This window comes from Chryseobacterium sp. B21-037 (assembly GCF_028570785.1).
GTDB classification, from domain to species: Bacteria; Bacteroidota; Bacteroidia; order Flavobacteriales; family Weeksellaceae; genus Chryseobacterium; species Chryseobacterium proteolyticum.
In genome coordinates, this window is sequence record NZ_JALGCB010000001.1 from 421,782 (window position 1) to 448,757 (window position 26,976).

The 26,976-nt window shown below is 36.0% G+C and carries 19 protein-coding genes; 17 read left to right on the plus strand and 2 right to left on the minus strand.

The window, feature by feature from the left end; all coding sequences use genetic code 11:
- Nucleotides 1–29: 29 nt before the first annotated feature.
- Nucleotides 30–2,066 carry a methionine--tRNA ligase gene (gene metG, locus MTQ00_RS01920; protein WP_273647506.1) on the minus strand — a complete coding sequence of 679 codons (2,037 nt, stop codon included), beginning with the start codon at nucleotides 2,064–2,066 and terminating at the stop codon, nucleotides 30–32.
- A 335-nt stretch (nucleotides 2,067–2,401) separates the two neighbouring features.
- Here metG and MTQ00_RS01925 point away from each other — a divergent pair, with 335 nt between their 5' ends.
- From MTQ00_RS01925 to MTQ00_RS01955, 8 genes are all read left to right on the plus strand, one after another.
- Nucleotides 2,402–5,131 (plus strand): SusC/RagA family TonB-linked outer membrane protein, encoded by a 2,730-nt coding sequence (locus tag MTQ00_RS01925; protein WP_273647507.1) that lies wholly within the window; start codon nucleotides 2,402–2,404, stop codon nucleotides 5,129–5,131.
- Between the two features lie 6 nt (nucleotides 5,132–5,137).
- Nucleotides 5,138–6,736: a RagB/SusD family nutrient uptake outer membrane protein gene (locus tag MTQ00_RS01930; protein WP_273647508.1), complete on the plus strand. Its 1,599-nt coding sequence runs from the start codon at nucleotides 5,138–5,140 to the stop codon at nucleotides 6,734–6,736.
- Nucleotides 6,737–6,753: 17 nt separating this feature from the next.
- Nucleotides 6,754–7,824 (plus strand): SusE domain-containing protein, encoded by a 1,071-nt coding sequence (locus MTQ00_RS01935; protein WP_273647509.1) that lies wholly within the window; start codon nucleotides 6,754–6,756, stop codon nucleotides 7,822–7,824.
- A 109-nt stretch (nucleotides 7,825–7,933) separates the two neighbouring features.
- Nucleotides 7,934–10,090 (plus strand): glycoside hydrolase family 97 protein, encoded by a 2,157-nt coding sequence (locus MTQ00_RS01940; protein ID WP_273647510.1) that lies wholly within the window; start codon nucleotides 7,934–7,936, stop codon nucleotides 10,088–10,090.
- A gap of 75 nt (nucleotides 10,091–10,165) precedes the next feature.
- Nucleotides 10,166–11,749 (plus strand): alpha-amylase family glycosyl hydrolase, encoded by a 1,584-nt coding sequence (locus MTQ00_RS01945; RefSeq protein ID WP_442868039.1) that lies wholly within the window; start codon nucleotides 10,166–10,168, stop codon nucleotides 11,747–11,749.
- A gap of 50 nt (nucleotides 11,750–11,799) precedes the next feature.
- Complete coding sequence (locus tag MTQ00_RS22330; RefSeq protein ID WP_442868070.1) at nucleotides 11,800–12,027, plus strand: cyclomaltodextrinase C-terminal domain-containing protein; 228 nt, start codon at nucleotides 11,800–11,802, stop codon at nucleotides 12,025–12,027.
- Between the two features lie 26 nt (nucleotides 12,028–12,053).
- Nucleotides 12,054–12,569 (plus strand): nuclear transport factor 2 family protein, encoded by a 516-nt coding sequence (locus MTQ00_RS01950; protein ID WP_273647511.1) that lies wholly within the window; start codon nucleotides 12,054–12,056, stop codon nucleotides 12,567–12,569.
- A 6-nt stretch (nucleotides 12,570–12,575) separates the two neighbouring features.
- On the plus strand, nucleotides 12,576–13,958 hold the full coding sequence (locus MTQ00_RS01955; RefSeq protein WP_273647512.1) for an MFS transporter: 1,383 nt from the start codon (nucleotides 12,576–12,578) through the stop codon (nucleotides 13,956–13,958).
- 459 nt (nucleotides 13,959–14,417) lie between these two features.
- Here MTQ00_RS01955 and MTQ00_RS01960 read toward each other — a convergent pair whose 3' ends face one another.
- The gene (locus tag MTQ00_RS01960) at nucleotides 14,418–15,014 is read right to left on the minus strand and encodes an FMN-dependent NADH-azoreductase (protein WP_273647513.1); all 597 of its coding nucleotides are present in this window, start codon (nucleotides 15,012–15,014) and stop codon (nucleotides 14,418–14,420) included.
- A gap of 91 nt (nucleotides 15,015–15,105) precedes the next feature.
- Between MTQ00_RS01960 and MTQ00_RS01965 the strand changes: the two genes are divergently transcribed.
- The 9 genes from MTQ00_RS01965 (at nucleotide 15,106) to MTQ00_RS02005 (ending at nucleotide 26,969) form a co-directional block, all read left to right on the plus strand.
- Nucleotides 15,106–15,492, plus strand: coding sequence for a winged helix-turn-helix transcriptional regulator (locus tag MTQ00_RS01965; RefSeq protein ID WP_273647514.1), 387 nt, complete (start codon nucleotides 15,106–15,108; stop codon nucleotides 15,490–15,492).
- A gap of 261 nt (nucleotides 15,493–15,753) precedes the next feature.
- Nucleotides 15,754–16,482: a pirin family protein gene (locus MTQ00_RS01970; RefSeq protein WP_172277767.1), complete on the plus strand. Its 729-nt coding sequence runs from the start codon at nucleotides 15,754–15,756 to the stop codon at nucleotides 16,480–16,482.
- Between the two features lie 36 nt (nucleotides 16,483–16,518).
- A complete protein-coding gene (locus MTQ00_RS01975) occupies nucleotides 16,519–17,073 on the plus strand; it encodes an NADPH-dependent FMN reductase (RefSeq protein ID WP_273647515.1) in 555 nt (184 codons plus the stop codon).
- 281 nt (nucleotides 17,074–17,354) lie between these two features.
- Nucleotides 17,355–18,347, plus strand: a complete 993-nt coding sequence (purM, locus tag MTQ00_RS01980; RefSeq protein ID WP_273647516.1) for a phosphoribosylformylglycinamidine cyclo-ligase — start codon at nucleotides 17,355–17,357, stop codon at nucleotides 18,345–18,347.
- Nucleotides 18,348–18,424: 77 nt separating this feature from the next.
- Nucleotides 18,425–18,988 (plus strand): phosphoribosylglycinamide formyltransferase, encoded by a 564-nt coding sequence (gene purN, locus MTQ00_RS01985; RefSeq protein WP_273647517.1) that lies wholly within the window; start codon nucleotides 18,425–18,427, stop codon nucleotides 18,986–18,988.
- 149 nt (nucleotides 18,989–19,137) lie between these two features.
- Entirely contained in the window at nucleotides 19,138–20,655 is a 1,518-nt protein-coding gene (gene purH, locus MTQ00_RS01990) for a bifunctional phosphoribosylaminoimidazolecarboxamide formyltransferase/IMP cyclohydrolase (protein WP_273647518.1), read from the plus strand.
- A 92-nt stretch (nucleotides 20,656–20,747) separates the two neighbouring features.
- A complete protein-coding gene (purD, locus tag MTQ00_RS01995; protein WP_273647519.1) occupies nucleotides 20,748–21,986 on the plus strand; it encodes a phosphoribosylamine--glycine ligase in 1,239 nt (412 codons plus the stop codon).
- 158 nt (nucleotides 21,987–22,144) lie between these two features.
- Nucleotides 22,145–23,674 carry a glutamine-hydrolyzing GMP synthase gene (gene guaA, locus MTQ00_RS02000; protein WP_273647520.1) on the plus strand — a complete coding sequence of 510 codons (1,530 nt, stop codon included), beginning with the start codon at nucleotides 22,145–22,147 and terminating at the stop codon, nucleotides 23,672–23,674.
- A 319-nt stretch (nucleotides 23,675–23,993) separates the two neighbouring features.
- The gene (locus MTQ00_RS02005; RefSeq protein WP_273647521.1) at nucleotides 23,994–26,969 is read left to right on the plus strand and encodes a glycoside hydrolase domain-containing protein; all 2,976 of its coding nucleotides are present in this window, start codon (nucleotides 23,994–23,996) and stop codon (nucleotides 26,967–26,969) included.
- The last annotated feature ends 7 nt before the right edge of the window (nucleotides 26,970–26,976 follow it).

Here is a 26,976-nt window from a genome sequence, read left to right on the forward strand (position 1 = left end):
GGGGATTTTTTTACTATGCATTTAAATATTTAGCCTATTTCAATACCGTTTTCAACATTGCTGTCATCCGGAGTAACAAAAGATAGTTTTCCATCCGGCTTTGTGGTTAATAATAACATACCCTGAGATTCTATTCCACGAATTTTTCTTGGAGCCAGGTTTAATAAGATCATCACCTGTTTTCCGATCAATTCTTCCGGAGTAAAACTCTCAGCAACTCCTGAAACTACTGTTCTTATATCAACTCCTGTGTCAACCGTAAACTTTAATAGCTTATCGGCTTTTTCTACTTTTTCAGCCTCTATAATAGTAGCCGTTCTTAAGTCTATTTTAGTAAAATCATCAAAAGTAATTTCCTCTTTCATCGGTTTTGCGTTAGGATTTGTTTTTTTATTATTCTGTTTTGTATTCTCCAGTTTTTGAATCTGTGCTTCTATAACGTCATCTTCAATCTTATTAAAAAGCAATGGTGCATTCTCAATTTTATGACCAGCTTCAATTTGGATTTCAGAATTTTTTATCTCGTTCCAATTCTTTTTGTCAATATTAAAGTATCCAAATAGCTTTTCAGCAGTAAAAGGCATAAAAGGTTCACATAATTGAGCAACAACTGCTGCAATTTGTGCTCCAACAAACATCGTTTGACCCGCTGCATCCTTGTTTTCAGCTATCGCTTTCCAAGGAGCGGCATTTTGAAGATATAAATTACCATAATCTACTAGAGCCATAAATGAATTTAGTGCATTTCTAAATTCATATTTTTCTAGATAATTACTTACCTCATCTAATGCAATTTTAATTGCATTTTTAGTCTCTTCATCTAAGATACCATTTGGAACTTTTCCTTCGAAGTTTTTATTTGTAAACGAAATAACTCTGTTTATAAAGTTTCCAAACTTATTTACTAGTTCCGAGTTATTTTTTGTCTGAAAATCTTTCCACGTAAAATTATTATCCTTTGTTTCAGGAGCAGAAGAAAGAAGAGCATATCTCAAAACATCCTGTTGTCCCGGGAAATCTTCAACATACTCATGTGCCCATACCGCCCAGTTTCTTGAAGTTGAGATTTTATCGTTTTCAAGGTTCAGGAACTCAAATGCCGGAACATTTTTAGGCATTATATAATCTCCGTGTGCCTTCATCATTGCCGGGAAAATGATACAATGGAATACAATATTATCTTTTCCGATAAAGTGAATCAGGTCACTGTCTTCACTTTGCCAGTAGTCCTTCCAGTTTTTTCCGTTTTTCTCTGCCCATTCCTGAGTGAATGAAATATATCCGATAGGAGCATCGAACCAAACATACAATACTTTTCCTTCTGCATTAGGAAGAGGAACCGGAACTCCCCAGTTGAGGTCCCTGGTCATTGCACGTGGTTTTAATCCGTCATTTAACCATGATTTTACCTGCCCGTATACATTGGGCTTCCAGTCGTCTTTATGGCCTTCAATGATCCATTCGTTTAAGAAATCTTCATATTCATTTAAAGGTAAATACCAGTTTTTGGTTTCTTTAAGGATCGGAACATTTCCACTTAACATTGATTTCGGATTGATCAGTTCTGAAGGAGAAAGGGTAGTACCACATTTCTCACACTGATCTCCGTAAGCATTTTCATTCCCACAATTAGGACATGTTCCTACAATATAGCGGTCCGCTAAAAACTCGTTAGCCTGCTCATCAAAATATTGTTCAGAAACTTCCTCAGTAAATTTTCCCTTTTCATATAATGTTTTAAAGAAATCCTGGCTGGTTTCATAATGTTTTTTAGAAGTGGTTCTGGAATATTCATCGAATGAAATTCCAAGATCTGAAAAAGATTTTTTAATGATCTCATGGTATTTATCCACAATATCCTGAGGAGTAACTCCTTCCTTTTTGGCTCTTATGGTAATAGGAATTCCGTGCTCATCCGAACCACAGATAAACGCTACATCTTTTCCTGACCTTCTTTGAAATCTTGCGTAAACATCCGCAGGAATATAAACACCTGCCAAATGTCCTATATGAACCGGTCCGTTTGCATAAGGCAAAGCTGCCGTAATCATCTTTCTGTTTGACATTTATAGTAATAATTTAACTACAAATATACGGATTATCTCCCGAAAATTCTTGATGGCCCTTAATATTAGCAACAATAAGCGATTATTGGGAAATAAATATTACATTTTGTTAAACGTTTGTTTAACTTTTTGTTAATCCTGCGATAATATTATGCAATGCATAAGATCGTGTAAATTGATGAAAAGCAGAAATCTAATCTTTGGACCGCGTTTAATTTACATAAAATTATCTAAAGTTTTATTAAATTTATGATAATTCTAATTTTTTTCTAAATTGCAAGCGTGGTTTTCACGCCATTATTACTACAAAAACGAAACTATATAAAAAAAATATTGTGAGAAATTTTACAACGGTATTAAAAATAGCACCTGCTTTTTTATTGGCCAGTTCAATGGTTTATGCACAAGACTCTGTGACTAAAGAAAAGAAAATAGAGGAAGTGGTGCTGATTGGATATGGAAAGCAGAAGAAAACAGATTTAACAGGATCTATTTCTTCAGTGACATCAAAAGATTTTAATGGTGGTGCAGCAACTGCAGACCAATTAATTGTGGGAAAAACCCCAGGCGTGCAGATAACTGGGAACAGTGGAGCGCCCGGTGCAGGTTCTACTATAAGAGTAAGAGGAGGTTCTTCATTTATTAATAATGATCCATTAATAGTAATTGATGGTGTACCTATTGACTTTAATAGCTTAAGTGGTGCCACTAATCCATTAGCTCTCATAAATCCAAATGATATTGAAACTTTTGATATTTTAAAGGATGCTTCTTCCGCAGCGATTTATGGTAACAGAGCTTCAAATGGGGTCATTTTAATTACAACAAAGAAAGGAACTACAGGTAAATTGAAAGTTAACTTCAATACCAATTTTTCAGTCTCTACCAAAATGGGTAATGTGGACGTCCTCAATGCCAGCCAATTTCGAGATTTTGTAAATACATACGGAACTGCACTTCAAAAGACATACCTAGGAAATGCAAATACCAATTGGCAGGATCAGATTTATCAACAAGCATGGGGAACTGACAATAATATAGCTTTCTCCGGAGGTATTAAAAAATTACCTTATCGAGTTTCTATAGGATATAATGAACAAAATGGTATTGTTAGAACAAATGAGTTTAAAAGAACATCTTTAGGTTTAAATTTTTCACCTAAATTTTTTGATAATCACTTAACTGTTAATGGTAACTTTAAAGGAACATTTTCTGAGAACAGATTTCCAGATAAAGGGGCTATTGGAGCATCTATCTATTTTGATCCTACTCAGCCTGTGTATTCTGGTAATTCAAATTATGGAGGGTATTATGAGTGGTTGGATCCTCAAAATCAGGCTACAGGACTAAATGTAAATGGTACCAGAAATCCCTTGGGATTATTGTACGGGAAAAGAGATCTTTCGTCTGTTTTTAGGATTATACCTAGCCTTCAATTAGATTATAAATTCCATTTTCTGCCTGATTTACGTTTAAATGTGACGGGATCATATGATTATGCAAAAAGTGATGGATCTGTAAATGTATCAAAAGACTATGCTCAAGGAATAGGGAGTTTAGGATCTTACCGTTCGTATTCCCAAGAAATAAAAAGTAAACTTTTCGAGTCATATTTAAATTATGTTAAGAAAATTGATGCAATAGATACCAATTTGGATATTATTGCAGGTTATTCTTATCAGGATACTCGTTCTATTACTCCTGAAGCACCTACATATTATGGCAACCAAAAAACAGATTATTCAACTCCCGGAGACACAAGAAGAACCTTATTGTCTTTTTATGCTAGAGGTATTTTTACTATAGCTAATAAATATGTCATTAACGGATCAATAAGAAGAGATGGTTCTTCTACATTCTGGAATGGAGTTGATAAAAATAACTTATGGGGTAATTTCCCGGCAGTGTCAGTTGCTTGGAAAATCAATGAAGAAAATTTTCTGAAGAATATTTCAAGTATAAATTCCTTGAAAATAAGAGCTGGATGGGGTAAAACAGGACAACAGGAAACAGGTAATTTTTATCCTGCTTTTGGTTCATATTCATATAGCAATAGTAGTACTGCTCAGTATCAATTTGGGAATAACTTTTATACGTTACTTCGTCCGGATGTTTATAATCCTAATCTGGTTTGGGAGACTACAACCACAAAAAATTTAGGGTTGGATTTCGAAATTCTTAATAGTAGGATTAATGGTTCAATAGATTATTTTGATAAGAAATCTGAGAATCTGATTGCAAAAGTTCCAACTTGGGCTGGAGATTTAAATAACTTTAATATTAAAAATGTTGGAATTATTGCTAATAAGGGATTTGAAGCTAATTTAAATATCATTCCGATAAAAAATGAAAATCTAACGTGGGATGTAAATTTTAATGCAACGAGATTCAATCCTAAAGTTACGAGTCTTTCACAATATGTAGATTCTGCTTATAAGATACCTGCTGGAAGTATTTCTGGAATCAACAATTATATTCAGGCAATTACAGTTGGTCAACCTCTTAATGCCTTTTACGTTTATCAACAGGTCTACGGTGCTAACGGAAAACCATTGGACGGGGCTTACATTGACAGAAATGGGGACGGAAAAATAACAGAAGATGATAAATATTTTTACAAATCACCGAATCCGGATGTTATACTAGGTTTTTCCACAAAGGTGAAGTTTAAGAAATGGGATATTGGAACATCCCTTAGAGCGGTTTTAGGTAACTATGTTTATAATAATTCAGCTTCTAACAGTTCCATAGCAAATATTCAGGCAAACAATTTCTTAAGCAATACCAATTCAAGTGTTCTAAATACTCAGTTTGCAACTACACAGTTATTCTCTGATATGTTTATAGAAGATGCTTCGTTCCTAAGAATGGATAACATTACGGTTGGATATAACGCAGGTGAATTTATGGGGAAAGGCACAAATTTACGAATAAATGCAATGGCTCAAAATGTATTTGTAATCACCAAATACAAAGGTGTGGATCCTGAGGTTTTTGGTGGAATTGATAACGGATTTTATCAACGACCTAAAGTTTATTCAGTAGGGTTTAACTTTCAATTTTAATCTATCATGAAAAATAAGTATTTATATAAAAAACTAATTATTGGAACTATTACATTAGGAACTTTAATTTCAACAGGATCTTGTACACAGGATCTCGAAAGAGAGCCAACCTTGGGTTTAACCTCTACCGTATTATACAAAGATTTTAATAATTATAAACCTGCTCTCGCAAAAATCTATGCAGGTTTAGCAATTGGAGGACAAGGTGATGAAAATAATGGAGATGGAAATACGGATATCGGAGGTATAGATGGTGGGTTTTCCAATTATCTTCGTCAGATGTATAGTATGCAGGTATTGACGACAGATGAGGCTGTTATTGCCTGGAGTGATGCTGGTTTGCCTGAAATGCATAATATGACCTGGAATGCTTCAAATCCTTTTGTTGCGGCGATTTATTATAGAATGTATAACGTTATTGCTGTTAGTAATGAATTCATCAAAAATACAACCGATGAAAAACTTGCTACCAATGGAATTTCAGGAAGTAATCTTACTGAAGCTAAATATATGAATGCTGAAGCTCGATTTTTAAGAGCTCAATCATACTATCATGCTTTAGATTTATTTGGAAATGTTCCTTATGTATTGGAAACAACTGATATCATTAATAATCCGCCTCCAAGAATTACAAGACCAGAATTATTTAAGTTTGTGGAAACTGAATTATTGGCTTGTGCCAACGATTTAAAAGATCCTAAAACAAATGAATATGGTAGAGCGGATAAAGCTGCTGCCTGGGCATTACTTGCAAGACTGTATCTAAACGCAAAAGTTTATACGGGGACAGAAAGAAATACAGATTGTATTACTTATTGTAAAAAAGTAATTAGTTCTGGGTATGCCTTAAAATCAAATTATGGCTCATTGTTTATGGCGGATAATAATTTGAATAATCCGGAGGTTATTTTATCAGTAAATTATGATGGAATGCGTACAAAAACTTATGGGGGCTCAACTTTCATGGTACATGCTGCTATTGGAGGTTCAATGCCTGCTGCTCAATTTGGTGTCAATGGTGGTTGGGGTGGTTTAAGAACGACGAAATCCTTTGTGAGTTTGTTTAACGGAAACTCTAATGACCAAAGAGGTAATTTCTATACAAGCGGGCAAAATCTGGAGATTAATGATATAACTGCTTTTACTGACGGATATGCTTTTATAAAATATAAAAATATAAAATATGCTAACAATGCACCAGGTTCTGACCCTACAGGAAATTTTGTAGATGCTGATATACCATTATATCGTTTAGCAGATATTTATTTAATGTATGGCGAAGCTGTTACTAGAGGTGGTTCAGGAGGTGATATTGCAACTGCATTAGGATATGTAAATGCTCTCAGAACAAGAGCAGGAGGAAACTTAGTTACATCAATTAATACTGACTTTTTCTTAGATGAAAGAGCGCGAGAAATGTCGTGGGAGGCTACCAGAAGAACTGATTTAATACGATATGGGAAATTTACCTCAAGTGCTTATATATGGCCTTGGAAAGGTGGTGTGAAAGAAGGAAAAGGAGTGGATGAATATAGAAATCTATTTCCTATTCCAGCTAATGATATCGTAGCTAATCCTAATTTGATTCAAAATCCAGGGTATTAACTTTAAAAAGTCTAAAAATGAAACATTTTTTTAAAATCTTAGCAATAGCTTTCGTAGGGCTTTGGGTTATCTCATGTACAAAAGACGATGATGAGGCTGTTATTACTGAAACTACCAAAAGTAAGATTTCACCAGATAAGACAACGATCGTTTTGGATAAAAACAATCCTGATAACGTAGCTTTGAATGTAACCTGGAGTAAGTCAACTTTTGATCTACCTGTAGTTTACACACAACAGTTACAGTTTGCAATAAAAGGGAAAAGTTTTAAAGATGCTTCTACTATGGAAGCTACAAATTCTCCTATAGCCTTTACTCATAAACAACTTAACAATATAGCATTGAGTTTAGGAGCATCTACAAATGCAGCAGCTGAAATTGAGGTTCGCTTAAGAACTTTAGTCGGGGCAGCACCCTTTTATTCTGAGGTAATTACTTTAACAATCACTCCATATCTTTTAGGACCTGTTTATAACTATACAGATTTATATCTAATAGGGGATGCCACATCAGCCGGATGGACAAATACAACAGCTAATACTAATTTCCTTCCATTGCAAAAAACGGCTACTGCCGGGATCTATTCTTATACTGGGTATTTTGCACAGGGAGAATTTAAAATGATTAAAACTCCTGGATCATGGGATCCGCAATATGGATTAGGTTCTCCAGGAACATTAAGTACAAGTGGTGGATCAGGGAATATTCCTGTTGCAGCTGCGGGGTATTATAAGCTCAGTATTAATACAACCGCTTTGACTTATACTTTAGTATCTGTACCTGCTCCGTCAACAACTTATACAACTATTTCAATGATTGGAACAGCATCAGGGGACTGGAATACGGATCTTGATCTTCAGAAATCAACTTTTGATCCTCATATTTGGGTGAAGAAGAATGTTGCAATGAATTCCGGTGAATTTAAGTTCAGAGCTAATCATGATTGGGGAACAAGTTGGGGAGTAGCACAGGAATTCTTTGGAGTAGCAGCCGTAGGAGGAGCTAACATTCCTTTAGCTACAGCATTCCATTATGATGTATATTTTAATGATATAACAGGTGAATATTCTGTAATTCCTGTATTTTAAAATATCCTGAAAAATACTATATCAAATATTAAATTACATAGAATTTAAAAAGTAAGGTGTTGCTTTTTAGTAACACTTTATTTATTTTTTAAACATATAAATAGTCATTATGAAGAAAATTACAGTTGGAGCTTTATTGTTCTCAATGATGTTTGCGGGTGTTAATGCACAAACTTTAAAATCGCCGGACGGAAAGTTCGAAATGGACTTTCAGCTAAAGCAGGGAGTACCTTATTATAACTTAAAATATAATGGGGCAGTAGTTGTTGAAGATTCTAAATTGGGATTGAGATTATTTAAAGACACAGCTATTAAATTTGCCTCTGAAATTGCAAAAGCAGAAGACGCTAAATTTGACTTGAATAACGGGTTTACCAAGACAGATGAGAAAAGGGATTCTAAAAATGAAACCTGGCAGCCTGTACTTGGAGAAAAGAAAAACTATATCAATAACTATAATGAATTAGCTGTTACGCTTAATCAGGCTTCCACAGACAGAAGCATTGTGGTAAAATTCAGGTTGTTTAATGACGGATTAGGTTTCCGATATGAATTCCCACAACAGAAGAACCTTAATTATTTTGTGATCAGAGAGGAAGATTCTGAAATTGATTTTCCGACAGATATGAAAGCATGGTGGATTGTGGCTGATTATGATTCTCAGGAGTACCAATATCAGGAAACAAAAATTTCTGAAATCCCGGGTCGATGGGACAAAGCGTTTGATGCCAATGCTTCTCAGTCATTGGTTAAAAATGCAGTTCAGTCTCCTTTAATGTTAAAGAAAGAAGGTAAAAGTCCTTTATACGTCAATGTAGCTGAAGCGGCGGTTTTGGATTATCCTGCTTCGCATCTGGAAGTGGATGCTCAGAATTTTAAATTTAAAACGCATCTTACAGCCGACAGGCAAGGAGCGAAAGGATATATTCAAACTCCTTCTGTTACGCCATGGAGAACGATTATAGTATCTCCAAAAGCAGAAGAGGTAATGGACTCAAAAATGATATTTAATCTTAATGAGCCGACTAAATATACCGATACTTCTTATATTCACCCTACAAAATATATGGGTGTTTGGTGGGAAATGATCATCGGAAAATCCCAATGGGCTTATTCTACGGCAGAAAATGTTCATTTAGGTAAAACCGATTTTACCAAATTAACTCCAAACGGAAAGCATGCTGCGAACAATACTAAAGTTAAAGAGTATATCGACTTTGCTGCTGAAAACGGATTTCAGGGACTTCTGATCGAAGGTTGGAATATCGGTTGGGAAGACTGGTTTGGACATTCAAAGGAATTTGTTTTTGACTTCATTACACCTTATCCGGATTTTGATATCAAAATGCTGAATGATTATGCCCACTCCAAAGGGATCAAATTGATCATGCATCATGAAACTTCAGGTTCGGCAACCAATTATGAAAGATGGTCCGATAAAGCTTTCCAGTTAATGAATAAATATGGATACGATGCTGTAAAAACAGGATATGTAGGAGATATTATTCCAAGAGGCGAGCACCATTATTCTCAGTGGACGATCAATCATTTTTACAGAATTGCAGAGAAAGCGAATGAATATAAGATCATGGTTAATTCTCATGAATCTGTACGTCCGACAGGAGAAAGCCGTACCTATCCGAATTACATTTCCGCAGAAGCAGCCCGTGGAACGGAATATGAGGCATTTGGAGGAAATAATGCAGATCATCAAACCATTTTACCATTTACAAGATGGATGGGAGGTTCAATGGATTATACTCCGGGAATTTTCCAGACTAAACTGGATTATTACTTCCCAGGTGATAAACGATTTGTAAAGACTACTTTGGTAAAACAGCTGGCATTATATGTTACCATGTATATGCCACTTCAGATGGCTGCCGATCTACCTGAGAATTACAAGAAGCATATGGATGCTTTCCAGTTTATCAAAGATGTAGCAGCGGATTGGGACGATACAAAAATCCTGGCAGCAGAGCCTGGAGATTACGTAATTACAGCCAGAAAAGCTAAAGGAACCGACAATTGGTTCGTGGGTGGAATTACAGACGAGAACAAACGTGAATACACAGTAGACTTCTCTTTCCTGGATAAAGGTCAGAAATATGAGGCAACAATTTATGAAGACGGTAAAGACGCTGATTATATTAATAATCCTCAAAGCTATAACATCTACAAAAAACAGATTACAAGCAAGTCTAAGATCAATTTTAAAATGGTAAGAAGTGGTGGTTTTGCAATCTCCATTAAGCCTATAAAATAAATTTTAAGAACCAACTTAAAACTTAAACCTTACAGGTATATGATTCCTGTAAGGTTTTTTTAAACCAAGTCCATTATGAAAAAACTATATACAATATTAGCTCTTTTGACAGGTTGCCTTGCTTTTTCCCAGTTGAAAACATTAGAAAGAGTAGAGCCTGCATTTTGGTGGAAAGGGATGAAAAATCCTGAGCTTCAGTTATTGATTTATGGAAAGAACATCGCAGATTATGGGATTGAGCTGTCCAATGGTATTAGAATTAAAGATATCCGGAAAGTTGAGAACCCAAACTATCTCTTCGTTACCATTAATACGGATGAAATTAATGCTTCTGAGTTTAAAATCAACATAAAAAGAGGAACTGAAAATATAGCTTCTTATTCTTATGAACTCAGACAAAGAAATCCCAATTCAGCCAACAGGGAGTCCTTTACCTCTAAAGATGTGATGTATCTGATCATGCCGGATCGTTTTGCCAATGGTGATGAGAAGAACGATTCTCAGCCTGATCTTACTGAAAAAGCAAACAGAAAGCTTCCCAACGGAAGGCATGGTGGCGACCTCCGCGGTATTATCAATAATCTTGATTATATCCAGAATTTAGGTGCTACATCCGTATGGCTAACTCCGGTTACTGAAGATAATGAAAAAGTATATTCTTATCATGGATATGCACAAACAGATCTTTATAAAATCGATGGACGTTATGGTACCAACGAAGATTACCGTGAACTGTCCCGTGAACTGAATAAGCGGAATATGAAACTTGTTTTGGATTATGTTACCAACCACTGGGGAGTTTCACACTGGATGATCAGGGATCTGCCAACCAAAGATTGGATCCATTGGTTTGATGAAGGAGAAAAAGGCTTCTATCGTTCGAATTATAAAACAACGACTCAGTTTGATACCAATGCATCTGATATTGATACAAAATATGCTTTGGATGGATGGTTTGATAAAACAATGCCCGACATCAACCAAAAAAATCCTTTGGTTCTGAAATATCTGATCCAGAATGCAATCTGGTGGATCGAATATGCCGAGCTGGGAGGTTTTCGTGTGGATACCTATCCTTATAACGATAAAGAAGCGATGGCAAAATGGGCAAAAGCCATTACTGATGAATATCCGAAATTTAATATTGTTGGTGAAACGTGGTTATATACAGCCGGTCAGATTTCGGCCTGGCAGAAAGATTCAAAAACAGGAGAGGCTGCTCATTATAATTCCAATTTACCTTCTGTAATGGATTTTATGCTGTATGGGGATCTATCTAAAGCATTTACTGAAAAAAATGGTTGGGATAGCGGGCTGATTAAATTGTATAACGTATTTACCAGTGATTTCCTGTATCCTGATATTGATAATGTGATGGTCTTTTTCGAAAATCATGATACCGAGAGATGGAATGAAATTTTTAATGCTGACCCGGATGCGTACAAAATGGCTTTAACAGTAATTTCAACTGTCCGGGGAATTCCGCAAATATATTATGGTTCTGAAATAGGAATGAGGGGGATAAAAAGAAAGGAGGAGATGCTGATATTCGAAGAGACTTTCCGGGAGGATGGAAATCAGACAGTCAAAATGCTTTTAATCCTTCAACCCAAACGGAAAAGCAAAAGGAATTCTACACTTTTACCCAAAAACTTCTGAACTGGAGAAAAGGGAAAGAGGTTATTCATACGGGAAAAACCAAAAATTATATTCCCCAAGACAATGTTTTCGTATATTTCAGGTATAATGAAAAAGACAGTGTTATGGTTGTTTTAAATAATAATAAAAAAGAGCAGGTTTTGGATTTAAAACGATTTGCTGAATCTATAGGCACCATTAAAAAGGGAAAAGATATCATTTCAGGGAAGGAATTTTCATTACAGAACACCATCACCATACCTGCAAAAACATCGCTTGTGATTGAATTACAAAAATAATGACATCAAATATCTTAAATTAGAATATGAAAAAAATAACAATCATTTATACGCTGGTACTCCTGGTGTTTGCTATCAACTATTCTTCAGCGCAGTCTAAATTCGAGAAAGATAAAGCTGAGATCGGAACCATGCTCGACGGATTCAATGTTGCTGCTGCCAAAGCAGATTATACTGCATATTTTAATTATTTTGCTGATGAGTCTACATTCATCGGGACTGATGCCACAGAAGTTTGGGATAAAAAAGCTTTTATGGTTTGGGCTAAGCCGTATTTTGATAAAAAGAAGACCTGGAATTTTACTTCTTTGAAAAGAAATGTGTATTTCAGTAAAGACGGTAAACTAGCCTGGTTTGATGAATTATTGGATACCCAGATGAAAATCTGCCGTGGTTCCGGTGTGGTGGAAAAAATAAACGGAAGCTGGAAAGTAAAACAATATGTCCTTTCCGTAACGGTTCCAAATGATGTAATAGATAAAGTGGTGGCTGAAAAGGCACCGATTGAGGATGTACTTTTGCAGCAATTGAAAACCAAATAACAGGCAATGGCTAAAAAAGTAAAACCGAACCTTTCCATGGCTCAGATCATCAATATGAGTATGGGATTTTTAGGGATTCAGATGGCTTTTGGTTTACAAAACGGGAATGCCAGCCGGATTCTTGCCAACTTTGGAGCAGATGTTCACGAGCTTTCCTGGTTTTGGTTGGTCGCTCCCGTTACCGGATTGATTGTTCAGCCTATTATCGGTCACATGGGGGATAATACCTGGAGCCCATTGGGAAGAAGGAAGCCTTACTTCTTAATAGGAGCCATTTTGTGCGCAATAGGCCTGGTACTACTTCCCAATGCTGCTTCCGCAACCCATATGATGGCAGCAAATGTCTTATTATTAGCTGTTATATTTTTGGCCATGATGGATGCATCCATCAATGTTGCAATGGAACCGTTCCGTGCGCTGGTAGGGGATATGCTTCCAAAACATCAGGGAACAATCGGATTTTCTGTTCAGACAATACTGATAGGAATCGGAGCGGTTATCGGGTCCTATTTGCCGGATTGGTTAACTCAACTTGGAATTTCCAACGTTGCTCAGCCTGGTTTTGTAGCGGATAATGTAATTTATGCCTTTTATATCGGAGCAGGGTTTTTACTGGCAAGCATACTGTATACCATAGTGAGTACAAAGGAATATTCCCCAGAGGAGTTTGCAGAATTTGAAAATGGAAAAGAAATGGTTCAAGAACCATCTAAATTTACTGATATCTTCAAAGATTTTGCTAAAATACCTTTGCTTATGAAGAAATTAGGTGCAGTTCAGTTTTTTTCATGGTTTGCTCTTTTTACGATGTGGGTATTTACCACAAGTGCTTTGGCAACACATCATTTCGGACTGTCCCCGCAGGATACTCATTCAGCTGAATTCAATAGGGCTGGCGATCTTACAGGAAAATTGTTTGGATATTATAACTTGTGGGCAATTCCGTTTGCGTTTCTGCTCACCCCAATCGCCAAATTAATCGGAAAAAAACAAACTCATGCATTAGCTCTTTTTTGTGGAGGGATAGGACTGATTTCTATGTATTTTATCAAAGATGTAAGTTATCTGAAAATCTCAATGATAGGATTAGGCTTTGCCTGGGCAAGTATTTTAGCAATGCCTTATGCGATGCTGATTGATGCTATTCCTCAAAAGAAAATGGGAGTATACATGGGAATCTTTAATTTCTTTATTGTAATTCCTCAGATTATCAACGGTCTTTTTGGTGGGCCTATTGTAAGCGGACTCTTTGGGAATTATGCAATTGGGTATGTTGTTATAGGAGGTGTTTGTATGTTGCTTGGAGCTGTCCTTACGATGATTTTTATTAAATCTGAAGATGAAACACCTAAAGAAATTGAAGAAGAAATTCAACAGGTCCATTTTTAATTTTATATTAGTAATAATATATCAGATATTAGAAGTTAGAAGGCAGCAATACAATTATGTCGAAAAATATATCAATAGAAGCGGGCTTTAGTCCGCTTTTCTAATTTATACAAATAGCTTTAGCCAAAATATAGTTTAAATTACAGATTTATTCATCATAAATGAAGTTTGCAACTGTTCCATAAAATTGATGAGATTATTTAATATATCCATATTCAAAGAGAATAATAGCTCAATTATACGTCTGCAACTTTAGAATCTCTGATTGCCCTTATGCTGATTATTTTCGCTTTACTTTTCTATCTTAAACGAAATTCCAAAATTAAGGAGGCTTTTTAACCTTTCTTAAAAAAATAAACTAATCCTCCTGTAATGAAAAAGGTGGGTTTAAACCCACCTCAACAATAAGAGTATAAAAACGGCTTAGCCAAAACTTACATTTTTATTAGCTCAATTGAATTATACCAGTTCTTCAATCTCAGCAATTGCTTTTGATAAATTTGTTTCTTTCAACTGTGGAACCATGGTTCCCTGAGATTTGAAAACTTTGATATCCGTAATACCGATGAAACCGAATAAGGTTTTTAAGTAGGTTTCCATATTTTCAATAAGTCCATTTTCATACACACCTCCGGATGCGAAATTCAGGTATATTTTTTTATTTTGCAGAAGACCTTTCGGAACCCCGTCAATATAAGAAAATGTTTTCCCTGCAACAGATATGCTATCGATCCAGGATTTTAAAGTTGACGGAAAACTGAAATTATAAAAAGGAACTCCTATAACAATAATATCTGCATCCTGAACTTCTTTTAATGCTTCGTTAGAATATTTTGATGCTTCTTTCTGTTCATCATTCTTTTCCTCATCCGGAATTCTTGAAGCACTAAAATGATGAATCTCCAGATGGGGGATAGGATTTAAACCCAGATCACGGATAACAACCGTGCTCCCGGGATTTTTATCCAGTAATTGATTGATAACAGTCTGAGATAATTGATTGCTTATAGAATTTTCTCCTACAATACTTGTTTTGATATTTAAAATGTTAGCCATTTTGTTTAAATTTTTTTTGTTTTTATTAATGTCAAAATTATTGTAAATTTACTTTCAAAAGTATAGTGGTTACCTAAAGGAAAGTGGAATAATGGAAAAACAACATAATCATAAAGATTGTACAAAGGCTCTTAAACCTGTTCAGGATACATTGGATGTCATTAATGGGAAATGGAAATTACAGATCATCATTTCTTTGAATGCCGGAAATAAGCGTTTCACAGAGATTGAACGTAGCATTCCCAAGCTTACTTCGAAAGTTTTAGCCAAAGAATTAAAGGAATTAGAACAAAATGGTTTGCTTGAAAGGGTTGTGAAGGATACATATCCTGTTTCTATTGAATACTTACCGACAGAATATACAAAAACACTTCACCCTGTGGTAGAATCATTGGGAAATTGGGGTAAAAATCACCGTCAGCATATCTTTGGGACAACAATTGAAGAAGAGACGAAGAATGACGAAGTGGCTGAATAGATGAAAAGCAAAATGACAAAAATGCTGAAAGGCGAAAAGTCAGAACAGTTAAGTCGTTTAATCGCTAGGAATGTTTGTTGAAAAAAGTTTTTATCAAAGGGTGAAAGTTGTTCATCGACAAAGATGGCGATTTTGCAGTTCCGCAATTCAGCGATTTTGCCTTTTCACCTTTCAACGATTTCACCTTTTTTTCCTTTCTTACCCTACATCAATATCCACTCCGTCTACGCTGCGTACATTTGTACCATAATTAATCACAATATGAAAACAGTATATCATAAATCAGATTCAAGAGGCCATGCTAATCATGGTTGGTTAAACAGCTACCATACTTTCAGTTTTGCAAACTATCAAAATCCTGAAAGAACAAACTTCGGAGTTTTAAGAGTGTTGAATGACGATACCGTCTCTCAGGGAATGGGATTCGGAACACATCCTCACAGAGATATGGAAATCATTTCTATTCCATTAGAAGGAGATCTGGAGCATAAAGATTCAATGGGTACAACGGCGGTTATCAAAAAAGGAGAGATTCAGGTAATGAGTGCCGGGACAGGTGTTCAGCATAGCGAATACAATAAAAACAAGGATGAGGAGGTGAAATTTCTTCAGATCTGGGTGTTTCCAAGAGAGCTGAATGTAGAGCCCCGATATGATCAGAAAAGCATCAAAGAAGGAGAGAAAATTAATGGTTTCCAGCAGATTCTTTCACCCAACAAAAATGATGATGGAGTGTGGATTCATCAGGATGCATGGTTTAACCTGGCTAACTTTACAAAAGGGAATGGTAAAAACTACGTGTTTAACAAAAAAGGAAACGGGGTTTATGCATTTGTTCTAAAAGGAAGTGCAAAAGTAGGCGACAGAATCTTAAATGAGAGAGACGGATTAGGAATCTGGGATACCCAAAGCTTTAATATTGAAGCAATTGAGGACACAGAAATATTATTGATGGAAGTGCCAATGGAATTACCATCTTATCTAAAATAAAAATTAAATTTGTAGACATTAAAAAAATTAAACAGAATGAAAGTTTTAGCAATAGCAGGAAGTAATTCCGAAGCATCAATGAATAAGCATTTGGTATCCTACGCAGCTTCTTTGTTTGCGGGAAAAGCAGAAGTAGAAGTAGTAGACCTTAACCCTTTCGAAATGCCTATTTATAAGCATGAGAGAGAATTGGCCGGAGGAGTACCTCAGGAAGCAAAAGATTTTGCAGCAAAAATTGATGGCGCTAATGTACTCTTGGTTTCTTTACCTGAACATAACGGAACATATTCAACAGCTTTTAAAAATGTATTTGATTGGGTTTCAAGAATCAAGGACAGAACAGTGTGGAATGAAATACCAATGCTTTTAATGTCTACATCACCGGGAGGGAGAGGTGGAGCCGGGGTTTTGGAAGCTGCAACAAAACGTTTCCCTTTCCACGGAGGAAATATTGTAGAAACATTCTCTCTTCCTTTCTTCAACGATAATTTTGATAAAACAGCTGAAAAGATCTCTAATGAAGAAAAAGATAATGAGTTGAGAGAGAAAATTATTAAGATTTCTGCCATTGAAACAATCCTTGAAAAATAGAATTTGAATTTTAATTTAAAATTACTATTTTTGCAAAAAGAAAAAGAGATGAAAATTCAGTCCACTTTCAAAGAATGTTTTTCCATAAAAGGGAAAACTGTGGGCTCTAAAATTCTCAGATAAAATACTGGCCGATAATCTACTAAGATTGTCGGCTTTTTTATTTTCTAAATTTTAAATAAAATTATAATATAAAAAGGTTGGATATACTTCAGATGTAAGATATTAGATTTTCAATAGTCTGCAATCTGAAATCTGGCATCTAAAATCTAAATAATAACATGAGCAATACTTACAAATCTGCAGGAGTAGACAAAGAAGAAGGATACAAAACCGTTGATAAGATCAAAAAAGCGGTTGGTGAGACCCACAATTCCAATGTACTGAACCATTTGGGAAGTTTTGGGGCTTTCTATGAAATCGGTGGATATAAAAATCCGGTACTCGTTTCCGGTACGGATGGAGTAGGAACTAAGCTTAAAGTAGCTTTAGATTCTAAAAAATATGACTCTATCGGTGTAGATTGCTTCGCAATGTGTGCCAATGATATTTTATGTCACGGTGCCAAGCCATTGTTCTTCCTGGATTATCTGGCTTGTGGAAAATTAGACTCTGAAATTGCAGCAGAAATTGTTTTAGGAATGGTAGAAGCCTGTAAAGATAACAACTGTGCATTGATAGGTGGTGAGACCGCTGAAATGCCGGGGATGTATCAGCCTGGGGACTATGATGTTGCAGGATTCTGTGTAGGAATTGTTGAAAAAGATCAGATTATTGATGGTTCTAAAATAAAACCGGGAAATAAGATCATTGCATTACCGAGTTCAGGATTCCATTCCAATGGATTTTCACTGGTAAGAAAAGTATTCCCGAATTTTGAAGAAGAATTTGAAGGAAAACCTTTGTATGAAACTTTATTGGTTCCTACAAGATTGTACTATAAAGATATTCATAAAGTAATCGGAGAAGTAAAAGTTGCAGGAATCGCTCACATCACGGGAGGTGGGTTGTATGAAAATATCCCAAGAATTATTCCTGAAGGTTTGTGTGCTTCTATCGATGCTTCAAAAATACAGATCCCAAGCATAATGCTTGAACTTGAAAAAAGAGGTGGGGTAGCTCGCGAAGAAATGTTCGGAACTTTCAATATGGGAGTGGGAATGATCGTTGTTGTAGATGCTGAACATGCAGAGAAAGTTTTACACCTGCTGGATGATGCTTACGAAATCGGAGAAATCAGGGAAGGAAGTGAGAAAATAAAATTAACATTTTAAAAGACTTCAAATGTCAGATATCAGATACAAGACGAAATAGTCTGAAATCTGATATCCGACATCTAGTATCTAAATTAATGAAAAACATCGTTGTACTCGTTTCTGGTTCCGGGACCAATCTTCAGAGAATCTTAGATACCATTGAAAGTGGAGAAATCCAAAATGCAAGAGTGTCTTTGGTTGTTGCAGACAGAGAATGCTACGGGCTGGAAAGAGCAAAAAATCATCATATAGAAAATATACTCATTCCAAGAGGGAAAAATTTCAGCAGTGAATTGAGCAAAGTAATTCCTGAAAATACTGATGTAATTGTATTGGCAGGGTTCTTATCTATTCTGAAACCTGAATTCTGCGAAAACTGGAATGGTAAAATAATTAATATTCATCCTGCTTTGCTCCCCAAATTTGGTGGAAAAGGAATGTGGGGAATGAATGTTCATAATGCCGTTATTGAAGCTAAAGAAAAAGAAAGCGGGGCAACAGTTCATTTTGTAACTCCGGGAATTGACGAAGGCCAGGCTATCCTTCAGAAAGCATTTGACGTTACAGAAAATGATACTCCGGAAACATTGGCTGAAAAAGTACACAAGATTGAGTACGAAATTTTTCCGATAGCGATCAATAAAGTATTAGGGAATTAATATAATATACCTGTTTGATAATATTACATTGCTGGAAAGGGACATTGTTACAATTAAAAAAAATCTAAGTAAAATAAAAGTAAATCCGGGGGTGAAAGACCGGGAATACAGTTTGAGATAGCTGTGAAAAGTAAAAAATTGAAAGTAAGATGAGTAAAAAGAGAGTTTTAATTAGTGTTTCTGACAAAAGTGGATTAATAGAATTCGCTCAGTTTTTGGAAGCTCAAAACTACGAATTGATTTCTACCGGAGGTACCTTCAAACATTTGAAGGAAGCCGGTCTGAATCCGATTCAGATTGATGAGGTGACCAATTTCCCTGAGATGCTGGATGGCAGAGTAAAAACCCTGCATCCAAAAGTTCATGGTGGGCTCCTTGCTGTTCGTTCCAATGAAGAACACATGAAGACGGTTCAGGAACATGGAATTGGTTTGATCGATATGGTTATTGTAAACCTTTATCCTTTCTTTGAAAACGTAAACAAAGATATTTCTCTACATGAAAAGGTAGAATTTATCGATATCGGTGGTCCTTCAATGCTTCGTTCAGCAGCCAAAAATTTTGACTCTGTTACTGTAATTACTGATGTTGAAGATTATACAACCGTAAAAATTGAAATGGAACAGAATGGAGACACGTATATCGAAACCCGTAAAAAGTTGGCCGGTAAAGTGTTCAATCTTACTTCTGCTTACGATGCTGCTATTTCAAGAATGCTTTTAGAAGAGGAATATCCTACTTATTTAAGTGCATCTTATAAAAAAGCTGCTGATCTGAGATACGGTGAAAACCCTCATCAGACTGCTGCTTATTATGTTTCCACTTTCGAAAATGGAGCGATGAAAGATTTCGAACAACTTGGAGGAAAAGAACTTTCCTTCAACAATCTCCGCGATATGGATCTTTGCTGGAAAGTGGTTACTGAATTTAAAGAAGAGATGGCTTGTTGTGCTGTGAAACACTCTACACCTTGTGGCGTGGCGATCGGGACTTCAGCATTGGAAACATATCAAAAAACTTTTGAATGTGATCCTATTTCAATTTTTGGCGGAATTGTTGCAATGAACTATAAGATCGATGCGGCTACTGCTGAAGAATTAAATAAAACTTTCCTTGAAATTGTTATGGCTCCTGATTTTGATGAGGAGGCTCTTGAAATTTTAAGAAAAAAGAAAAACCTAAGAATTATAAAGATCGTAAATCCGGTTTCCGATAAGCAGACATGGGTGAAAATTGATGGAGGAATGCTGGTTCAGGATAACGATACTTATTTCTCTGAAGATATTAAAGTAGTTACCGATGTACAGCCTACTGAAGAGCAGAAAAAAGCATTGCTTTTCTCTCAAAGGGTTGTAAAATATGTAAAATCTAATGCGATAGTAGTTTCTAACGGTATTCAGGCTTTTGGAATCGGAGGAGGCCAGGTTAACAGAATCTGGGCAACTCAGCAGGCAATCGAAAGAGCTAAAGAGAAATTCTCCGGAAATCTTGTATTAGCTTCAGACGCTTTTTTTCCTTTCCGTGATGTTGTAGATTTCTGCGCTAAGGAAGGTATCAAAGCGATCATCCAGCCGGGAGGAAGTGTAAAAGATCAGGAAAGCATCGAAGCTGCAAATGAGCACGGAATTCCGATGATGTTTACAGGAGTTAGACATTTTTTACATTAATTAAATTAGAATTAAAAAGTAGTTTTGAGGTGGCATTTATCGCTTTCAAAATTATATATTTGTATAATATAGACTAGATAATTAAATAAAGTATGAGAATCTTAATCATAGGTGAAGGTGGAAGAGAGTCTGCATTGGCAGCGAAACTTCATAAAGACTCCAGAGTTACTAAAATGTTTTTTGCTAATGGAAATGCAAGTACGGATGTAATAGGGAAAAATGTTCATTTATCAGAAATTAAAGAACTTAGAGACTTTGCTATCAAGGAAAAGGTGGATCTAACGATTGTAGGTCCTGAAGCTCCACTTGTAGCTGGTTTGAAAGATGAGTTTAAGAAACATGATCTTAAAGTTTTTGGTCCGAACCAGAAAGTGGCAAGTCTTGAAGGAAGCAAGGCTTTCTCTAAGAAATTTATGCAGACCTATGATATTAAAACAGCAAAAGCTGTAGTATTTGATTCATATAACGAAGCTAAAGAATACGTTCAGACTCAGGAATACCCTTTAGTGATCAAAGCAAGTGGTTTAGCAGGCGGAAAAGGTGTTGTAATTTGTGATACCCTGGAAGAAGCTGAAGCTACAATCCACGATTTCATGATTCGCAGAATTTATGGAGATGCAGGTATCCGTTTGGTTATCGAAGAATTTTTACAGGGTTTTGAAGCTTCAATCATTGCTTTCTCAAACGGAGAAAAACTATTCCCTTGTATTGCTGCTAAAGATTATAAAAAAGCCGGAAACGGAGATACAGGACCTAATACAGGAGGTATGGGATCTGTGGCACCAAGCCCGGAATTTACTGCTGAACATCAGGCTGATTTTGAAAAAAATATTTTGGAGCCTACTGTTCGCGGTCTTAAAGAAGAAGGATTCAGCTTTAAAGGGATTATCTTCTTCGGATTAATGGTTACTAAAAACGGGACTTACCTGCTTGAGTACAACATGAGATTCGGAGATCCTGAAACTCAGGTATTGATGGCTCTTATGGAAAACAATCTTTTGGATGTAATCAATGACTGTATGAGCGGAAAAGACATCGAGCTTAAGTTTAAAGACGAGAAAGCCGTATGTCTGGTAATGTGTTCAGGAGGTTACCCGAGAAATATAGAAATAGGCTTCGAGATCAAAGGAGAAGATAAAGTAAAACACAGTCAGTTGCTACACGCCGGAGCGATCCGAAAAGGAGACAAAGTGGTTTCCAACGGGGGTAGAGTTCTTAACCTGGTTGCAACGGGTGCTACTTATGAAGAAGCTCGCAAGAAAGTATACGAAGATGCACTTCCGGTTCACTTCGATTACAGTTTCTACAGAGAAGACATCGGAAAGTTTTAATAAAAATCATAAAAAAAGATTTGGAACGTTTCCAAGTCTTTTTTTGTAAAACAGTTAATATTAGAAATAAGAAGTCAGATGCTAGATTCAAGACTTCAGACTAAAATCTGAAATCTGATGTCTGAAATCTGATATCTTTCAAACAAATCAATTATAAAATGAACAACGGTATTATCATATTAGATTTCGGATCTCAGTACAACCAGCTTATCGGAAGAAGAATCCGTGAAATGGGAGTATATTCGGAAATCTTACCTTACAATACACCATTACAAGAAATTCTTGAACGCCAGCCTAAAGGAATTATCCTTTCTGGAGGGCCAAGTTCTGTAAATGCAGAAAATGCTCACCTGGTTGAGAAAGCATTATACGAACAGGGAATTCCTGTACTGGGTATTTGCTACGGAATGCAGCTTACGGCACATGTTTTAGGAGGAAAAGTAAATAAAGGAGAAAAAGGGGAGTACGGAAAGGCTCACCTTGATATTATTAAAGAAAATGCTCTATTAGAAGGGGTGAGTCAGAATTCTGTGGTTTGGATGAGCCACTTTGATGAAGTAGGTGATTTGCCGGCAGGTTTTGAATTAAATGCAAAATCGGGAGTTATCGCCGCTATTTCAAATTCTGAAAGAAAAATCTATTGCGTTCAGTTCCACCCAGAAGTTTCTCATACAGAAGAAGGTGGTAAAATGCTTGAAAACTTTGTTTTCTCGATCTGTAATGCTGAGAAAAATTGGAAGCTTACCAATTATATTGAAAGAACAGTTGCTGATATCAAAGAAAAAGTAGGAGATAATAAAGTAATCCTTGGGCTTTCAGGAGGTGTTGACTCTTCTGTTGCTGCAGTTTTGATTCATAAGGCAATTGGCGATCAGCTGACTTGTATCTTTGTGGATACTGGTCTTTTGAGAAAAAATGAAGATGTAAAAGTGATGGAGAATTATGGAGAGCACTTCCATATGAACATTAAATTGGTTGATGCTTCAGAAAGATTTTTATCAAAATTGGCTGGAGTAGATGATCCTGAACAAAAAAGAAAGATCATCGGAAACGAATTTATCCATGTTTTTGATGAAGAATCTCATAAAATTGAAGGAGCTAGGTTTTTAGCACAAGGAACAATTTATCCTGATGTAATCGAAAGTCAGTCTGTAAACGGACCATCAGCAGTGATCAAATCTCACCATAATGTAGGAGGGCTTCCTGAGGAAATGGAATTTGAGCTTTTAGAGCCTCTTAGAGAGCTTTTCAAAGACGAAGTAAGGAAAGTAGGGGAAGAGTTGGGGATTCCTCATCATTTGGTATACAGACACCCTTTCCCTGGTCCTGGTTTAGGGATCAGAATTTTAGGAGCTGTAGATGCAGAAAAAGTAAGAATTCTTCAGGAAGCTGATGACATATTTATTGAAGAATTATACAAAAATGATCTTTATGAAAAAGTTTCTCAGGCTTTTGTAGTATTGCTTCCGGTTAAGTCTGTTGGAGTAATGGGAGACGAAAGAACCTATGAATACACTGCGGTAGTTCGTTCTGCCAATACAATCGACTTTATGACGGCAACCTGGAGCAGACTTCCTTATGAATTTTTAGATACTGTTTCCAGCAGGATCATTAATGAAGTAAGAGGAATTAACAGGGTAGCTTATGATATTTCAAGCAAACCACCTGCAACTATTGAGTGGGAATAATCTTACCTAAAACATAAAAATGCAGAATCCTACTTTTTTAGTAGGATTTTGTATTTTATGATTAAGCTCATGATTTATTTTATTTTTAGGCCGTACATTTGTATAAGAATTACATGATTTATATTCTAATAGATATAATAATTTTTTTTCATCATTTGTGTTTTTGAACCTCCCTTATGGGAGGTTTTTTTATTTCTGAGGAGATATTCTTTCTTTATTTACCTGTAATGTGTTAAGAGTTATTTAATATTTTCTATGTATTGTGATTTATCTTAAATTTGAAAAATAGTAAATCATTGACCACTTTATCTCATTTAATATGCTTTTAAAAAAAATTTTCCCACTGATTCTGACAGGAAGCCTTATTCCAAATTTTAGTAATGCACAACATGTCTATCCTCCTCAAATCCAGAAATGGAATGCCGATGAATTGGGTAATCAACGGGCAGTATTGCGGTGGAATGCATCTTCAAAGCAGGCTAAGGCCGTCATTCCCTGGCGAAATATAAATGTAAAAGCTGATCAGAAGGTCATAATTATAGACAGCCTTACTCAAAAACAGTATGAACCGGATGCATACCTGAGTATGAATGAAGAAGAAGGTTCATTTGTTTTTAATCCGGTTTCAGGAAAGGGAATTTACTATGTCTATTTTCTTCCCTATAAGTTGGATGAAAGAACGAATTACCCCAAAGCGACTTACCTTAAGAGGACCAATACAGCGACTGCTAAAGATGTTGGAGCCGTACCATTGGCCAGTGTGATAAGAATAGAGTCGGTGGATAAGTTCAACTCCAATGATCCGATGGAAGTAATTGCGACTAAAAAAGAGATTGCAGAATACATGAAAAAACATGAAGGTCAGTCTTATTTTGTATTCCCTGAGACTATAGAAAACCCTGTTAAAATGAATATAATCCCTCAACGTTGGGTGGATGATAAAAAGGACTCATCTGTTCTTCATGGAAATACTGAAAGAGGCCTATTTTATGCTTTTCAGATTGGGGTTTTACCAGTAAAAATTAATCTTGAAAAAGTAAAAATAACAGCTTCTTCATTAAAAAGTACTTCAGGAGCGACAATAGATTCCCGATATTTTAATTGTATCAATACAAACGGTACAGATTATAAAGGAGAAAAGCTGGAGTTAAACGCAAATGTAAAAAAAGATGATTTACAGGCTTTCTGGTGTGGCTTTGATATCCCTGAAAATACTTCTCCCGGAATCTATGAAGGGACAATTACCATTCGTCCAGAAAATGCTGCTGTACAAACAGTGAAAATTGTATTAAACATAAGTGGGGAAAAACCTGTTAATAAAGGTTTTGATGAACCCTGGAAAATGACCAGGTTGCCATGGCTTAATTCTACCTTGGCGCAGGCTAATACCGTAATCAAACCATATACACCATTACAGCTCAAAGGACAGGAAATTTCCTTACTGGGAAGGAAGGTACAATTAGATGCTTCAGGATTTCCTAAGCAGATTCAGACTTTTTTTACTCCGGAAATGACATCAATCGGAGAAAGGGCCAATTCAATACTAAGTGAACCTATACATTTTGTAGTAAAAGGACCCGGGGCAAAACCTGAGAACTTCAAAAATTCAGGAATTAAGTTTATAGGAAAAGAAGAAGGTAAAATATCCTGGATAAGCACAAATACTTCAGGGAACTTACAAATGAAGGTAGAAGGTTCCATAGAATTTGACGGATTTATGGAATACAGTGTGAAGATTACTGCATTAAAAGATATGCAGATTGATGATATTGCCTTGCAGATTCCTTTTGAGAAAGATAAAGCAACCTATATGATGGGATTAGGACAGAAAGGAGGTTACAGACCGGATCATTTTAACTGGAAATGGGATGTTGCCAAAAAAAATCAGGATGGAGCATGGTTGGGCAACGTAAATGCCGGAATACAATTTTCCTTAAGGGACCAGAATTATTCACGTCCGCTTAATACCAATTTTTACCTTCAAAAACCATTGATTCTGCCATCTTCATGGGGTAATGAAAATAAAGGAGGGATCACGATAAAAGGAACCGGCGGAAAAATTGTTGTCAATAATTTTAGTGGGGCCCGCAGCATGAAAAAAGGAGATGAACTATATTATAACTTTCATCTGTTGATTACTCCGTTCCATCCGATCAATACAGAGGAACAATGGAATAACCGTTTTTATCATGCTTATAAGCCGGTTGATACGATAAAAGCCAGTGGAGCTAATGTAATCAACATTCATCACGGAAATGAGATCAATCCTTATATCAATTATCCGTTTGTAGCGACGAAAGAGATGAAGGACTACATTACGAAGGCGCACGAGAAAGGTTTAAAGGTGAAAATTTACAATACGATCAGGGAGGTTTCTAACCGGATGTATGAGCTGTACCCCGTGAAAAGTTTGGGTCAGGAAGTTTTTTCCGCAGGAAAGGGTGGAGGCTATTCATGGCTGCAGGAGCATCTTCATGATCACTATATCGCAGCCTGGTATGTGCCGGAATTTAAAGATGCTGCAATTATTAATAGTGGGATGAACCGTTGGCATAATTATTATGTGGAAGGGATGAATTGGCTGGTCAATAATTTAGGGATTGACGGAATTTATCTCGACGATGTAGCATTTGACAGGGTAACAATGAAGAGGATTAAAAGAGTAATGACCCAGAATGGACATCCCGGTATCATTGATCTGCATTCTGCAAATCAGTATAATGATAAGGATGGTTTTAATAACAGTGCCAATCTTTATCTTGAGCATTTTCCTTATATCAACCGTTTATGGTTTGGGGAATATTTTGATTATAACAACAATAATCCTGAATTCTTATTAACTGAGGTGAGTGGTATTCCTTTCGGGCTAATGGGAGAAATGCTTCAGGATGATGGCAATCCTTGGCGGGGAATGCTTTATGGCATGACAAGTCGTCTGGGATGGTCGGCAAAAAGTAATCCAACTCATCTGTGGAAAGCCTGGGATGATTTCGGAATTAAAGGCTCAAAGATGATTGGCTATTGGGTTCCTGACAATCCTGTGAAAACAGATAATCCAGCAGTACTGGCTACAATTTATAAACAGGAAAAAAAGATCATGGTTTCCCTTGCAAGCTGGGCTCCTCAGGATATTCGAGTGAAGCTGAAAATAGATTGGAAAGGTTTAGGCATAGACCCGAAGAATGTGAAAATAAGTACTCCTGCAATTAAAGATTTTCAGGAAGCAAAGATATTTAATATCAATGATGAAATTAATGTGGAGAAAAACAAAGGATGTTTAATAATTATTCAATAGATTAAAG

Coding starts and splice junctions, on each gene's coding strand:
- metG (WP_273647506.1), bottom strand. CDS start 2,066: ATGTCAAACAGAAAGATGATTACGGCAGCTTTGCCTTATGCAAACGGA.
- MTQ00_RS01975 (WP_273647515.1), top strand. CDS start 16,519: ATGAAAGTTTTAGCAATAGCAGGAAGTAATTCCGAAGCATCAATGAAT.
- MTQ00_RS01935 (WP_273647509.1), top strand. CDS start 6,754: ATGAAACATTTTTTTAAAATCTTAGCAATAGCTTTCGTAGGGCTTTGG.
- MTQ00_RS01930 (WP_273647508.1), top strand. CDS start 5,138: ATGAAAAATAAGTATTTATATAAAAAACTAATTATTGGAACTATTACA.
- purM (WP_273647516.1), top strand. CDS start 17,355: ATGAGCAATACTTACAAATCTGCAGGAGTAGACAAAGAAGAAGGATAC.
- MTQ00_RS01965 (WP_273647514.1), top strand. CDS start 15,106: ATGGAAAAACAACATAATCATAAAGATTGTACAAAGGCTCTTAAACCT.
- MTQ00_RS01950 (WP_273647511.1), top strand. CDS start 12,054: ATGAAAAAAATAACAATCATTTATACGCTGGTACTCCTGGTGTTTGCT.
- purN (WP_273647517.1), top strand. CDS start 18,425: ATGAAAAACATCGTTGTACTCGTTTCTGGTTCCGGGACCAATCTTCAG.
- purD (WP_273647519.1), top strand. CDS start 20,748: ATGAGAATCTTAATCATAGGTGAAGGTGGAAGAGAGTCTGCATTGGCA.
- MTQ00_RS01940 (WP_273647510.1), top strand. CDS start 7,934: ATGAAGAAAATTACAGTTGGAGCTTTATTGTTCTCAATGATGTTTGCG.
- MTQ00_RS01955 (WP_273647512.1), top strand. CDS start 12,576: ATGGCTAAAAAAGTAAAACCGAACCTTTCCATGGCTCAGATCATCAAT.
- MTQ00_RS01945 (WP_442868039.1), top strand. CDS start 10,166: ATGAAAAAACTATATACAATATTAGCTCTTTTGACAGGTTGCCTTGCT.
- purH (WP_273647518.1), top strand. CDS start 19,138: ATGAGTAAAAAGAGAGTTTTAATTAGTGTTTCTGACAAAAGTGGATTA.
- guaA (WP_273647520.1), top strand. CDS start 22,145: ATGAACAACGGTATTATCATATTAGATTTCGGATCTCAGTACAACCAG.
- MTQ00_RS02005 (WP_273647521.1), top strand. CDS start 23,994: ATGCTTTTAAAAAAAATTTTCCCACTGATTCTGACAGGAAGCCTTATT.
- MTQ00_RS01970 (WP_172277767.1), top strand. CDS start 15,754: ATGAAAACAGTATATCATAAATCAGATTCAAGAGGCCATGCTAATCAT.
- MTQ00_RS01960 (WP_273647513.1), bottom strand. CDS start 15,014: ATGGCTAACATTTTAAATATCAAAACAAGTATTGTAGGAGAAAATTCT.